General features: G+C 63.1%; 7 protein-coding genes. All 7 read right to left on the bottom strand.

Annotated features, from left to right (window positions below; translation table 11 throughout):
• Positions 1 to 34: 34 nt before the first annotated feature.
• The 7 genes from addA to QWJ46_RS24765 all read right to left on the bottom strand — a co-directional run bounded on the left by addA (position 35) and on the right by QWJ46_RS24765 (position 13,640).
• A complete protein-coding gene (gene addA, locus QWJ46_RS24795) occupies positions 35 to 3,586 on the bottom strand; it encodes a double-strand break repair helicase AddA (protein WP_302754397.1) in 3,552 nt (1,183 codons plus the stop codon).
• Positions 3,579 to 6,773 (bottom strand): double-strand break repair protein AddB, encoded by a 3,195-nt coding sequence (addB, locus tag QWJ46_RS24790; protein ID WP_302754396.1) that lies wholly within the window; start codon positions 6,771 to 6,773, stop codon positions 3,579 to 3,581. Before addB ends, addA begins: the two co-directional genes overlap by 8 nt.
• Positions 6,774 to 6,777: 4 nt before the next feature.
• Positions 6,778 to 7,509 (bottom strand): nucleotidyltransferase family protein, encoded by a 732-nt coding sequence (locus QWJ46_RS24785; RefSeq protein WP_302754395.1) that lies wholly within the window; start codon positions 7,507 to 7,509, stop codon positions 6,778 to 6,780.
• A gap of 13 nt (positions 7,510 to 7,522) precedes the next feature.
• Entirely contained in the window at positions 7,523 to 9,037 is a 1,515-nt protein-coding gene (tsaE, locus tag QWJ46_RS24780) for a tRNA (adenosine(37)-N6)-threonylcarbamoyltransferase complex ATPase subunit type 1 TsaE (protein ID WP_302754393.1), read from the bottom strand.
• On the bottom strand, positions 9,034 to 11,616 hold the full coding sequence (locus QWJ46_RS24775) for a PAS domain-containing sensor histidine kinase (RefSeq protein ID WP_302754391.1): 2,583 nt from the start codon (positions 11,614 to 11,616) through the stop codon (positions 9,034 to 9,036). The genes tsaE and QWJ46_RS24775 overlap by 4 nt, the downstream gene beginning before the upstream one ends.
• 203 nt (positions 11,617 to 11,819) lie before the next feature.
• Entirely contained in the window at positions 11,820 to 13,220 is a 1,401-nt protein-coding gene (gene ahcY / locus QWJ46_RS24770) for an adenosylhomocysteinase (protein WP_302754390.1), read from the bottom strand.
• A gap of 144 nt (positions 13,221 to 13,364) precedes the next feature.
• Positions 13,365 to 13,640, bottom strand: a complete 276-nt coding sequence (locus QWJ46_RS24765; RefSeq protein WP_011423436.1) for an HPr family phosphocarrier protein — start codon at positions 13,638 to 13,640, stop codon at positions 13,365 to 13,367.
• Between the last annotated feature and the right edge of the window lie 3 nt (positions 13,641 to 13,643).

The raw sequence follows: 13,643 nt of genomic DNA, 5'->3' as shown, positions 1-13,643 counted from the left end.
ATGGTGCGGCGCCAAATTTTCAATGTCCGGTATTTCACTTTGTCTTGAGTCCTGCAAGCGCCAAACCGAGCGCCTTTTCGCTCAGCGTATAGAGCGACGCATTCTCGGTATAGACGAGCATGCAGTCGATGCGTTTGCCGGGATAGAGCGGCGCCAGGATCTCACGATAGATCGCGAGCTGAGCCTTATGTGCGAAAGGGATCGCCTCCTCGGTCGAAGGCGGCACCCGATTGGTCTTGTAGTCGAGAATGACGACGCGATCGGCAAGCACGGCGAGCCGGTCGATACGGCCGGAGACCGCGTAGCGCCTGTCTTCAAGCGTCAATGTTCCCATGATCGAAACTTCCGGCAGGGTCTCTGCCCCGAGAACCGGCTGCAGACCCTCTTCGTCCATTAGTTTCAGAACCGAATCGACGAGCCGGCGGCGTTCCGCTTCCGGCCAGAACCGCGCCGCCCGCTCGGCATAGCGGCGTGCGGCATCCGGCCGTTCGACCGGCGGAATGTCGGGAAGCGCCTGCAGCATGCGATGGATCAGCCTGCCCTTTTCCAGCGAACGATCGCTGCGCTCCTTCTCGCCGAACAGCGGCGAAGCGACAAACAAGCTGCCCTCGTCTTCGTCGACGATCGTCCCGGCGCCGGATGGGCTGAGGGGACGGGGCAGCTCAGCCTGCGGCGGTAATGGCCGCAACAGGCCTTCCGGCAACGCCTCCTGACTGTCGCGCGCCTCGTTGCGATCGAGACGCTCGAAGCGCCGCTCCACCCGCGGCACGCGCCAGCGGATGCCCGGCCATTCGCCGTCAGGGCCGGAGAAAGTGGCCGCCTCCACATGCGGATGGCCTTCGCTGAGCGCGGCTGAGATCATCATGTGCCAGGTATCGTTATTCACACGAACGCCACGATAGCCGCAAACAACAAGCCGGTCGGCGGCCCGCGTCATGGCGACATAAAGCAGCCGGCGATACTCCTCTTCCGCCAGCATCTGGATGCGTGCGGCATCGTTTTGCGTCAGCGAATTGGCGAGGTCGGAGACGGGAACCCAGGCCGGCAGCGGCGGCTCGTCCGGATCGGTTTCGATCAGGCGAAGCTTCGGCAGATGTGTATGCGCGAAGGGCTTGGAGCCGCCATCGACGAGGAAGACGATTGGTGCTTCAAGACCCTTGGAGGCATGCACGGTCATGATCCTGACCTCGTTGCGCCCCTTGTCCTGCTCACGCTTCACCTCCGGCGCTTCGAGCTCCAGCGTCGAGATGAAGGATTGCAGCCCGGGAAGGCCGGAACTCTCGTGGTCGAGGGTAAAGGTCAGGAACTCGTCGAGAATATCGCTGACCTCGGTGCCGAGACGAGCGAGGAATTGCCGCCGCGCACCATGGCTGCCCAGCACGCGCGCATAGAAATCGTGGACCGACAGATGCCTCGACTGCCGAAGAAACAGCTCCAGCCTTTCGACGGCAGCACGGAAACGTTCGGTGCCGTCGGCCGCAAACCTCTTGAGATGGCTCCAGACGCTCTCGTTGTCGCCCCGTAGGCCGGCGATCGCAAAGATATCGTCCTCGGAAAAATCGAAAAGCGGGCTTTTGAGCACGGCAGCGAGTGAAAGATCGTCCTCCGGCAGAAGCAGAAAACGGCCGAGCGCCAGCAGATCCTGCACGGCGATATGGCTGGTCAGCGTCAGTCGGTCGGCGCCGGCGACGGGAATGTCGCCGCGGCGCTTCAAGGCGCGTGTCAACGCATTGACGAAGGCGTCGCGTTTGCGCACCAGAACAAGAATGTCACCGGCTTCGATCAGCCGCTCCTTGCCTTTGTCGACGATCGTTTCACGGCCGACGAGCGTGCCGATCGCATGGGCGATCCGCCGCGCGAGGATTGCGGCCGGCGCGCTTTCCGGCGTCGCATCGAAGGGCGCCGTCCAATCCTCTTCCTTCACCACCGCCTCAGGCGCGACCATCTCCCAGAGGTCGACGGCGCCAGGATGCCCGATTCTGCTGGAACGATGCACGACCGGTTCGCCGACAGCGCTGAGACCCCGCGCATTATCCGATGTCCTGAAGATCTGGTCGACGGCCTCGAGCACGTCGGCAGTTGAGCGGAAGGAGAGCGGCAGCCGCACGGAGGAAAAGCTCTGCCCGCTGTCGGAGACCCGCCGCCGCGTCCGGTCGCTCTCTTCGGAAAAACGCTCGGGCCGCGCCCCTTGAAAAGAATAGATCGACTGTTTCTCGTCGCCGACGGCAAAGAGCGTGCGCACGACCGGTCGGGCGCTCTCGCCGGAAAAGAAGTCCTCGGCGAGCGACTGGATGACGCTCCATTGGATCGGGCTGGTATCCTGCGCCTCGTCGACGAGGATATGATCGATACCCCGGTCAAGCTTGTAATGGATCCAGGGACCGACGCCACTCTTCGTCAGCAGGTCGGCGGTGCGGGTGATCAGGTCTTCGAAATCCAGTTGGCTGCGCTGCTTCTTCAGCTCCTCGTAGTCGTGGTTCAGCCGACCGGCGAGCACCAGCGCGGCCTGCGTGGCGCCGAACATTCGCATCATTTTCAACCGGTCACGGCTTGCCGCGACATGCGCACGGGCGGCGGCGATGGCACCCGTCAACTGCGGCGCCTCCGCAAGCATGGCCTTGACCAGGAACTGCGAGTCCGATTTCGGCTCGCCTTTTGCCGTCAGGAAGATCTTCTCCAGCATTTCGGCGCGCCTGGCATCGTCCCGCTCCCGGCCGGCAAGCCTGAGCCCATAAGCAACCTCCTGCGCCTTGGCGCCGCCCTTGTGGTCGGCAAGCGACAGATAAAGCTCCAGCATGCCGCCCGAAAGCTCCGGCAACGGCCAATATTGCGCGGCGATCCGGCTTTCCGTATCGCCCGCGGCAAGGCCGAGCCTGTCGCGCAGAACCGCCTCCACGCCACCCCGCCGTTCGGCAGCCGCCGTGAAGCGGCGAATCGCGTTGCGGTTAGCGACGATGTCGGCGAGCAGGTTCTCCAGCCCGGATTCGTCGCCGAGATTGAGCACATAGGCGAACGCCTCGGCAAGGGCGCTGCCTTCCTCCGGCGCGGTCGCCGTCAGCAGCGCCCGGCGTGCATCGGAAAGCAGTGCCGCCGCCGCGCGATCGTCGAGGACCGAGAAATGCCCGGCAACATTGGCCTCCAGCGGGAATTGGTGCAGCAGCGCTTCGCAGAAGGCATGGATCGTCTGGATCTTCAACCCGCCCGGCGTTTCCAGCGCCTTGGCAAACAAACGGCGCGCCTCGGCAAGCTTCAGCCCATCGGGCGCCGTACCCTCGATCTGCATGATCCGCCGGCTGAGATCTTCGTCGTCAAGCACCACCCAGTCCGCCAGCCGTTCGAAGACGCGGTTCGACATTTCGGAGGCCGCGGCCTTGGTGTAGGTCAGGCAGAGAATGGCGGACGGCCGCGCGCCGGCAAGCAGCAGACGAATGACACGCTGGGTCAGGACATGCGTCTTGCCGGAACCGGCATTGGCCGAAACCCAGGCCGAGCGCTCGGGATCGGAGGCGATTGCCTGCTGAATCGTCGTCCAGCCGATCCAGGCGCCGGGATCGTCGTCAGTCGGAAGAGCGGTCTGGTCACTCATCGCCGCCGCCTTCCTCGGTCTCGGCCGTCGACCATTCGGAAACACGGGCGAGATGATCGTAATCGCCGCCGAAATCAAATTGCTGCGCCGGAATGAGCCGCGAGGTGAAGCCCTTTTCGCCGGACTGCAGCAAACTGACGAACTTGATCAGTTGGTCGATCGAGTCCCCGGCAAGGTCCATCGCCGATTTCGCCTTGTCGCTGCGGGCCGAGTTTTCGTTGTTCACCGTATCGACCTGAAACCGGCGTCCCGGACGCAGGCGGACATAGAGCAGATCCTGCGGGATGAGACTGCCGGCATCGCGGAAGGCGCCGGCGTTCAAAGCCGCCGCTTCCAGCGCGAGCTGCGGATCGAGAAGCGCGCGTGCCTGTGCCGGTGAGGGGTTGTAGCCGGTCTTGTAATCGATGATATCGGCCGCGCCCGGTCCTGTAATATCGATCCGGTCCGCAACGCCGTTCAGCCGGATATTGATCGCCTCCAGCTCCACGCCGCCGCGCACTTCCGTCAGCGTCCTGCGGATGGCGGGACGTCGTCCGGCTTCCCATTCGAGGAAGGCACGGGCCACCTCGCGAAAGCGCGGCCGCCAGACGGCATCAATATGCGGCGGCAGCTTTTCCATGTTGAAAAGCTCGGTAAGAATCCGCTCCATCGCCGCTGCCGCCTCCGGCGTGCCGGCCACATGGGCCTCGCGGACGAACCGGTCGACGATCGTGTGATAGAGCGTTCCGCGTTCGGCCGCTCCCGGGTCGCGGTTGAAGGCATCGACCGGATCGAGCCGCAGGATGCGACGGGCATAGATCGCATAGGGATCGCGGCGCAGCCGTCCGACTTCGCTGAAGGAATAGGATTTCGGCTGCAGCGCCAGCGGCGGTTTCGGCGAGGGCCGCTGCGCCGGAGCCTGGGCCTCTCCCCGATCGATGAGACCGGCCCATTGCAGATACCGGTCACCGCGCCCTCTCAATGCCGCCTCAAATGCCTCTCCGCCGAGCGCCAGCAGCCGCTGCAGCCAGCGTGAGGCGACGGTCGGCGTCGATCCTTGGCGCAGCGCTCTCGAATAGATCAGGTGGCGCGTGCCGTTCGCCATCTCGAAATCATGCGCCAGCTGGCCGATGCGCCGCTCCGGCGGTTCGAGCCCGATCTCCGTCTTCATCATGCGCGGAATGAAGGGATTGTTGGCGCTTTGCCCTGGCCAGGAGCCTTCGTTCAACCCGCCGAGGATCAGCGTGTCGACACTCTGCAGGCGGGCTTCAAGCGTACCGAAGATGAAGAGACGGGGATGGCTGAGTGCCCGTGGCTTCACCGCATGGCCGGCGGCGAGCGCGGCCATGATGTCGATCCATTGCGGCCCGTCGGCCTCCATCTGGCCGTTCGTCTCGATCACTTCGCTGAGAAGCGAGGCAAGGGCGTCGCCTGCCTCGTGCGACCAGAGATCGGCAAGATTGCCGTGCGGATCTGCCGCGACCGCTTCAAGCGAACGGCCGGTCCGCTTCGCCCATTCGGACAGCGTGAAACTTGCCGTCTTGCCGCGCTCCTCCGGCCGGTGCCGGACCAGCGCGGAAGCAAGCGGCTCGGTTGCGCGGGTAACCCGGCGGGCAAGCTCGGATGCGGCCTCGGCGGCCTCGGTTGGCAGCGCCTTGCGCCATTGCGGCGGATGGCGGTCGAGGGCCTGTTCGCCGAGCTGGTGGGTCAGGAGCAATTCAAGTGTGTTGATATCCACCTCCGCCACACCGCCGCGCAGCGCCAGCAGTTCGAGCGCTTCGGTGGCGGAAATAAGGGCATCGCGGTCGAGGCCGAAGCGCGCCAGCGGATGTTTGAGCAGCGACACGATCGCCACCGGATCGCCCGGCCGCAGCGCCGCCTCCAGCAGCAGTTGCAGCAGGGTGCCCTGCGGCATGGCCGAAAGCGGCGTGCCGGCCGAATCGTCGGCGAGGATGCCGAAGCGGGAAAGCTCGGCCATCACCCGACGGGCGAGATTGCGGTCCGGCGTGATCAGCGCTGCCCGGCTTTCGCCGTCCTGGCCTGGTCTTTCCAGCGCCAGCCTGAGCGCGATGGCAATTGCGGTTGCTTCCTCGCGCTCATTGGCAGCTTCGATCAGCGAAACATCGCCGAAGGCTGAATCCAGCGCTCCCTCGGGGAGCGCGCCCTTCCAGGCGCCCCAGTCGCTGGTCGCCTCTGCCGGGGCGAGCGCGCACGAGAGGATTTCGGCGCGCCGATCGAGATCGGCCTCCGGCCTCTCAAGCAGGCTGATGTCGGCTCGCGTCAGCCTCAGCCTCTTCAGCAGCGAGGACAGGCCATATTGCGGATGGCTCCGGCTGGCCGGATTGGCATGCTGGCCCGGTGCCGGTTCCGGCGCCACCATTTGCCAATGCCTATCGGGCATGGAGAGATCGAGGCCGGGAAGGACGATCACGCCTTCGGGCAGATTGGCAACGGCGGCGATGAGATCGGCCGTGGCAGGGACCGAACCCGTCGAACCGGCGATGATAATCGGCCCCGCCGGCTTCGCCGCAGAAATCCTGGCTGCCTCGGCCCGCAGAATGGCGTTTCTGTGCCGCGCCGGCGAGGACTTGCCAAGCTCGGAAAGCCGCTCCGGCCAAAAGGCGCTGGCGATCTGCAGGAACTCCGCCGTCAGCTGCCACCAGGCGGCGTAGTCGCCGGTGTCGAGTTTCGACAGTTCCGTCCAGTCGAGATCCTCTGTTTCGATGGAATCGATCAGCTCCGCGAGGTTGCGGGCGAGCCAGATCGCGTCCGCCGGGCTTGCCGGCGCAACGAGGGGCGAGTCGGAATGGATATGGCGGACGATCTCCGGCAGTTTGTTTCGCCAGGCAAGGATCAGCCGCGCCAGTTCCAAGAGCCGGGCGGTATTCGACAACGGCTGGGCGAGATCGATCGTTGCCGGCAGCGCCTCTTCGAAATATCCGCTGTCGTCATCGGTTTCGCCGAGGGGACGGATCACCGGCAGGATCGCCGAGCGGCCGCCGAGCAGGTCGACGAATTCCGACCGCAGCACACGCACGGCGCGGCGGGTCGGCAGGTAGATCGTCACCCTGGCGAGCGACAGCGAATCATCGGGCTCATGCCGAAAGAGTGGCGTCAGGCGTCCGTCGCAAAGCGTCGTCGCCAGCGTTTTCAGGAAGGGGAGGCCCGCCGAGATCGTCAGGATGCGTGGCTGGTGCCGGTCCGCCATGAGCTCACGCGAACGCCCGCAATCGGCGGATCGTTTCCTCCGCTTCGCCGATCGCCTCTGGTGTTCCCACCGTCAGCCAATGGCCTTCGAGCATAATGCCGAACAGCCGTCGGCCCGCGATCGCCTTGTCGAAATAGATATTGAGGTTGAAAGGATCCTTTGGCGCATCGTCAAGCAGTGCCGGATTCATGGCGATCGCCCCGGCATAGACGACGGGATTGGACGGATCGTCGCGATACCGCGTCAGCCGGCCATCTGCAGCGAGGCTGAAATCGTTCTTGCCGTTGTGACCCGTCGTATCCTCAATCCTGACGCAAAGCAGCGCCATGTCCATGTGCTCTGCGTCGAAGAATCCGGCTAAGTGCTGCAGATTCGTCGGCCGTCCCGGCTGTTCGCCGATCCAGAAGAGATCGGCATTCATGACGAAGATGTCGTCACGGTCCAGCAGCGTCAGGCCCTTCGCCAGTCCGCCGCCGGAATTCATCAGCCCGTCCCGCTCGTCCGATATGACGATGTCGAGGCCGCGATACTTGCCGAGATGCTCGAGCATCTGCTCGGCATGATGGTGAACGTTGACGACGGCCCGCTCGACGCCGGCCGAAACCAGCGCGTCCAGCGAATAGTCGATCATCGGCTTGCCGTCGATCTTCACCAGCGGCTTCGGAATCGTATCGGTGATCGGGCGCATGCGGGTCCCGAGACCCGCGGCCAGTACCATGGCTTGTCTGATGGTCATCTTGATCCGGAACTTATGATTCGCTCTGGCCTATTCCAGCCCTTGCACACCAATCACGCAAGGGGGTAAGCGCCTCGTGCTCGAGCGCGACATTCAGATAAGCGAGTGTGCGCGGCATATGTTTGAGATAGCCGGGCTTGCCGTCCCGCTGCAGCAGCCGCACCCAGAGACCGGCAAGCTTGCAATTGCGCTGCGCCGACATGATCGCCCATGCTTTCAGAAATCCGACTTCGTCAAAGCCGCCCTGTCTGCGGCGAAGCGCCATATAATCATCCATCAGCTGCCGGAAAAGCTGCGGCTCGATCGTGACGCGGGCGTCCTGGACAATGGAGGCAAGGTCATAGGCGGTGGGCCCGATCATGGCGTCCTGGAAGTCGATGAGGCCGATCTTTCTGATGCCCGGCTCCTGCGGCCGCCAAATGATGTTCGGTGAGTGGAAATCGCGCAGCAGCAGGTTCTTTTCGACCGTGGCAAGTTCATCGATCAGGGCGTCCCAGATCGCCAGATATTCCTTGCGCTCTGCCTCCGAGGGGGCGGTGCCGCGCTTCCAGGCAATGTGCCAGTCGAGCAGAAGCTGCACTTCCATTTTCATCGCCGTGCGATCGAAGTCCGGTATGTGATGCCTATGGGTGGCGGAAACCGGTATATCCTGCGGAAATTGCATGGAATGAAGATGGGCAAGACAGGCGACGCTTTGCCGGTAACGCTCGACGATCGGCCGCCCCTCGTCATCGAGCACGCCTTCGGTGCCGAGATCCTCGATCAAGAGGATGCCCTTGTCATAATCGACCTTATAAATCTCCGGCGCCGCAAATCCCCGTTCGCGCAGCGCATTGGCAATCGCAACGAAGGGATAGGCGTTCTGTGCCAGATGTGCGACCTTGGGATAGGGCTTGCCGTCGTGGACCGGCGGTCCCTCGGGATGCGGCTGCCAGTCCATCAGGATGAGACGGCCCTTGATGCTCTCACGATAGATCGCCTCGTAGGCACGCAGCGACGCATCGCCAGTCAGGAAGCGACGTTTGGCATCGGAACAGCCTGCGTCTTCGAGGAAATTGCGGATCGCCAGGACGCGCCGGATGCGCAAAGCCTGTGCGCCGGCGGCGCTGATCGTCGCCCGGCGGCCGTTGCCTTCATGGGTCAGCGTCAACGTGATGCATTCCTCAGGCAACTCGCTCGCCGCCATCTCCGGCCATTCGACGAGGCATATGCCGTTCTGCAGGGCCTCGTCGAAGCCGAGCTCCGTCAATTCGCCGGGATCGCCGAGCCGGTAGAGATCGAAGTGCGAAACCGGGATACGCAGGTCGTAGGATTGCACCAGTGTGAAGGTCGGGCTCGGGACTTCGAGCCCATCGTCATCGGCAATGGCACGCAGGATCGCACGGGCAAGCGAGGATTTGCCGGCGCCGAGATCGCCCGACAGGGCAAGACAATCGCCGGCCTTCAAGGCCAATGCCAGGTCTTCGCCGAGGCGAACCGTGGCCGCTTCGTCCTTCAGGAACAGCGAGATCGTATCGTCAGTCGTCATTCGGCGGCGGCGGAATGCGGTATGTTGACCGAGGGGATACGGCAGACGACCGTCGTGCCCTTGCCCGGCTCGCTGTCGATCGTCACGTCGCCATGATGCAGGCTGACGAAGCTGTCGACGATCGACAGGCCGAGGCCGGCGCCGCCGCGTTTGCCGCTTTTAGCCCCGGTCGCGAACCGGTCGAAGACCGTCGCGATCATGTCGGGCGAAATACCGGGGCCGCGATCGCGGACGGAGAAGACGAAATCCGTGCCTTCGCGATGGCATTCCAGCGAGATCGAGGTGCCCTCGGGCGAGAAATTCGCCGCATTGGCAAGCAGCTTCAAAAGGATCTGCTTCAACCGCTGCGGATCGGCGACGATCGAACCGAGATAGGCGGGGGCGGTGATTTCAAGCGCAACGCCGCTTTCGTGCAGCCGGTCAGCGATCTGCATCGAGACGTCGTCGAGCAGGTCGTTCAGATCAATCTCGGCATAGTTGAGCCGCATGATGCCGGCATCGACGGTCGCCAGGTCGAGAATGTCGTTGACGAGGGTCAGCAGAACAGAGGACGAGGTCGAGATATGATCGATATATTCGGCCTGCCGGTCGTTCAGCGGCCCGACGCCCTGCGTGCGCAGGAGATCGGTGAAGCCGATGATATTCGTCAGCGGCGAGCGAAGTTCATAGGAAACATGCTGAACGAAATCGTTCTTCAACTCATCGGCTTTGCGCAACGCCTCGTTCTTCTCGGTCAACGCCCGCTCGGCCCGCACACTGTCGGTCATGTTGACGAAGGTCAGCATGGTCTGCGCGTTCGGCAGCGGGATAACGGCGTAATCGAGCACGAGGCCGGAGAAGAGTTCCAGCGTCCCCTGGCTCGAGCGGCGCTCGTCATCGAAGCTGGTGATCAGTTCCGCGAAGGTCTTCCAGCCGTCCGGCCGGTCATAAGACGGCGCGCAGGCCTCGCCCAACGCGCGGATATGAGTGCCGGGCTTGGCTTCGGTTTCAGTAATGCCCCAGAGCGCCCGGAAGGCCGGATTCGACAGGCGGATACGTCCATCGGGCCCGAATACCGCCACCCCTTCGGAAAGGTGATCGATCGTCTCGCCCTGTACCTTAACCAGCGTGTTGTAGCGCGTTTCGAGATCAACCTGCTCGGTCAGATTTTCGAATACCCAGGTGGCGCCGCCCTGCGGATGAGCGGTGGCGAAGACGCGCAGCGTCTGGCCGTTGGGCAGGTGCCAGAGATCCGATTGCGTGTCGAGCGCGCGATAGACGGAAAGGGCGGCTTCCTTCCAGCTTTTCCAGTTGAGCTGGTCCGGCAGCTTCTTGGCTGCCCGCAGCCGTTCGAGCAACTCGCTATTATCAGGCCGGCCTTCGAGGAAGGCGATATCCAGTTCCCAGAGGGCGACGAAGGCCTGGTTGTAGAATTGCAGCCGGCGCTCGCCGTCGAAGATGGCGACGGGTGTAGCGAGATGGTCGAGCGTTTCGGCATGGCTCTTCAGCGTCCGTTCCAGCTCGGCGCGTACCGCTTCGATGTCGGAAACGTCGACCGCAATGCCGGCCGAGCCGCCGGGAACCTTGACGTCGACGACGTCGAAGAATGTCCGGTTGCCGCGCACGACCGTCGAGATCGTGTCATGAAAGGGTGATTCCGGCGTCGCCGTCGCGCGGATGCGTTCGCGCGCCACGGTCGTCAGCATCTCGCGGCCTTCATTGATCGCCTGCTGCGGCGAGCGTGCCTCGACCGCGTCGCCATAAGCCTGGTTGACCCAGGTGAGGCGGCCCGCCGGGTCGCGCTGCCAGGCCGGCATGTCGATCGCGTCGAGCATTGTCTGAAAGGCCGAGATCGAGGTCATCAGCCGGTCGCGCTCGATCCTGAGTTCGGCAAGCTCGGCGCGCAGATTGTTGAGCGCCACGAAGCGGACAAAGGCGCGTCCGCCGGAAACCCGGCCCTGCGCCTCGAGGATTTCATCGCGGATGGTTTCGACGACCATGTCAAAGCTCTGCGCGCCGTCACGCAGCCGGTCGATCGCCTTTTCCAGATCGGCGGCCGAATGCGATTTCAGCCAGAGGCCGAAGGCGAGGAATTCGCCGTCCTGCGGCGCGCCGGTCTCGGGCGGAAGCTGGCCGAGAAGCTCGGGGCGCGCATTGCCGTCCCAGATGACGATCCGCCGGTTCTTGTCGGCGATCAGCGCCTGATATTGCGAAATGCGCTGCTGGGCATCGGAGAGCGCCGAGCGGATTTCGCGGCTCTCGTTTTCCAGATTGCCGCGCTGGCGCACGAGCCACAACGTTGAAAGCAGCGCCGCCGAGATGACGCCGATGACGACGGAAACGCCGATGACCTGCGAGGAGGTGAAGAGGTGAGCCGCGGCCGCCTGCTGCTCGCCTTGTGCCAGAACCGGCCGCGCCAGCCCGACAAGCGCCGTGCCGGCCGCGCAGGTTTTCAGGAAGCGCGCCAATGATCCATGCTTTTGCTTTGCGGCCTCGCGTGCCGTTGCAGATTTATATTCTTGGCCTGCCGAGAGCGGGCGGCGACCGGCGCGAGCGCCGTCATCCGCCTGACCGTGCAGGCTGTTTTTCATTTCCGACATCCGCGGTATGTCTCCGTCCTTCAATGTGCCGCATTACGACAAGACATCCCATTTTCGGAGCGGTCGGACGGCGTCCGGCGTCCCGAATCAAGTCTTAAAACAATACTTCGGAAGGGAATCGGCGGGAAGGGAGCGGCCAAAAAATAAGCCGCGGCGTTTGTCAATGCCGCGGCTTCTACATCTTGTGGATATTAACGATAAGATTAATATCTGTAGTGGTCGGACTTGAACGGTCCCTTCGGCGAGACGCCGATATAAGCAGCCTGTTCCGCAGAAAGCTCCGTCAGCTTCACGCCGAGCTTGTCGAGATGCAGGCGCGCGACCTTCTCATCGAGATGCTTCGGCAGAATGTAGACCTTGTTCTCGTACTGGCCGGGCTTGGTGAAGAGTTCGATCTGCGCCAGCGTCTGATTGGTGAAGGAAGCCGACATCACGAAGGACGGGTGGCCTGTCGCATTGCCGAGGTTGAGCAGACGGCCTTCGGAGAGAAGGATGATGCGGTTGCCCTTGGGGAACTCGATCAGGTCGACCTGCGGCTTGACATTGGTCCACTTGAGGTTCCGCAGCGCGGCGACTTCGATTTCATTGTCGAAGTGGCCGATATTGCCGACGATCGCCATGTCCTTCATTTGACGCATATGGTCGATGCGGATGACGTCCTTGTTGCCGGTCGTGGTGATGAAGATATCGGCCGAGGAAACGACGTCCTCGAGCAGCACGACTTCATAGCCGTCCATGGCGGCCTGCAGGGCGCAGATCGGATCGGCTTCCGTCACCTTGACGCGGGCGCCGGCGCCGGAGAGCGAAGCGGCAGAACCCTTGCCGACGTCGCCGTAACCACAAACGACGGCGACCTTGCCGGCCATCATCACGTCGGTGCCGCGGCGGATGCCGTCGACCAGCGATTCCTTGCAGCCGTATTTATTGTCGAACTTCGACTTGGTGACGGAGTCGTTGACGTTGATCGCCGGGAAGGGCAGCAGGCCCTTCTGGCTGAGCTGGTAGAGGCGGTTGACGCCGGTCGTGGTTTCCTCGGTGACGCCCTTGATGGCATCGCGCTGCTTGGTGAACCAGCCCGGCGAAGCGGCGAGGCGCTTGTTGATCTGGGCGAAGAGGATTTCTTCTTCTTCCGAATGCGGGTTGGAGAGCACGTCCTCGCCGGCTTCGGCGCGGGCGCCGAGCAGGATGTACATGGTGGCGTCGCCGCCATCATCGAGGATCATGTTGGAAAGACCGCCATCGGCCCATTGGAAGATCTTGTCGGTATAGACCCAGTAATCCTCGAGCGACTCGCCCTTGATGGCGAAGACAGGCACGCCGGCGGCGGCGATCGCGGCAGCGGCATGATCCTGCGTCGAGAAGATATTGCAGGAGGCCCAGCGGACTTCGGCGCCGAGCGCAACCAGGGTTTCGATCAGCACGGCCGTCTGGATGGTCATGTGCAGCGAGCCGGTGATGCGCGCGCCCTTCAGCGGCTTTGTCTCGCCGAATTCGGCGCGGCACGACATCAACCCCGGCATTTCGGTTTCGGCGATCGTAATTTCCTTACGGCCGAAATCCGCAAGCCCGATATCGGCGACGACATAATCTTTTTCAGTGCTCATAGAGGTCTCCAGGCTGAAAAACGTCTCAAAAATTGGCGCAGGCGCAAGCAAGCGCACGGCATATCCGCCGTTTAGCAGGCTTCGCCCGGGATGGCAATAAGGATATAAAGAAGTCTTTATATGTTTATATGAACTCGGCCGAGCTCACATTTCTTCGCCGAACTTGTTCTGGATCAGCTGATCCAGCGCTTCCAGGGCTTCCTGAGCCTGGCTGCCGCTTGCCGAGACGACGACGCTGGAGCCGGGGCTTGCCGCAAGCATCATGAGACCCATGATCGAGGTGCCGCCGACCGTCATTCCATCCTTGGAAACGGTGATGGCTGCATCGAAATTCTCGACCATCTGCACGAATTTAGCGGAAGCGCGAGCATGAAGGCCGCGCTTGTTGATGATAAGGAGTTCCCGGGAAAGCGATGTCATGAA

It is taken from the genome of Rhizobium sp. CBN3 (genome assembly GCF_030518245.1).
In the GTDB taxonomy this organism is placed as follows: Bacteria; Pseudomonadota; Alphaproteobacteria; order Rhizobiales; family Rhizobiaceae; genus Rhizobium; species Rhizobium aethiopicum_A.
The sequence above is the reverse complement of the archived record's forward strand: the minus strand, read 5'-3'. Positions and strand labels throughout refer to the sequence as shown.

Coding starts and splice junctions, on each gene's coding strand:
- addA (WP_302754397.1), bottom strand. CDS start 3,586: ATGAGTGACCAGACCGCTCTTCCGACTGACGACGATCCCGGCGCCTGG.
- QWJ46_RS24775 (WP_302754391.1), bottom strand. CDS start 11,616: ATGTCGGAAATGAAAAACAGCCTGCACGGTCAGGCGGATGACGGCGCT.
- addB (WP_302754396.1), bottom strand. CDS start 6,773: ATGGCGGACCGGCACCAGCCACGCATCCTGACGATCTCGGCGGGCCTC.
- ahcY (WP_302754390.1), bottom strand. CDS start 13,220: ATGAGCACTGAAAAAGATTATGTCGTCGCCGATATCGGGCTTGCGGAT.
- QWJ46_RS24765 (WP_011423436.1), bottom strand. CDS start 13,640: ATGACATCGCTTTCCCGGGAACTCCTTATCATCAACAAGCGCGGCCTT.
- QWJ46_RS24785 (WP_302754395.1), bottom strand. CDS start 7,509: ATGACCATCAGACAAGCCATGGTACTGGCCGCGGGTCTCGGGACCCGC.
- tsaE (WP_302754393.1), bottom strand. CDS start 9,037: ATGACGACTGACGATACGATCTCGCTGTTCCTGAAGGACGAAGCGGCC.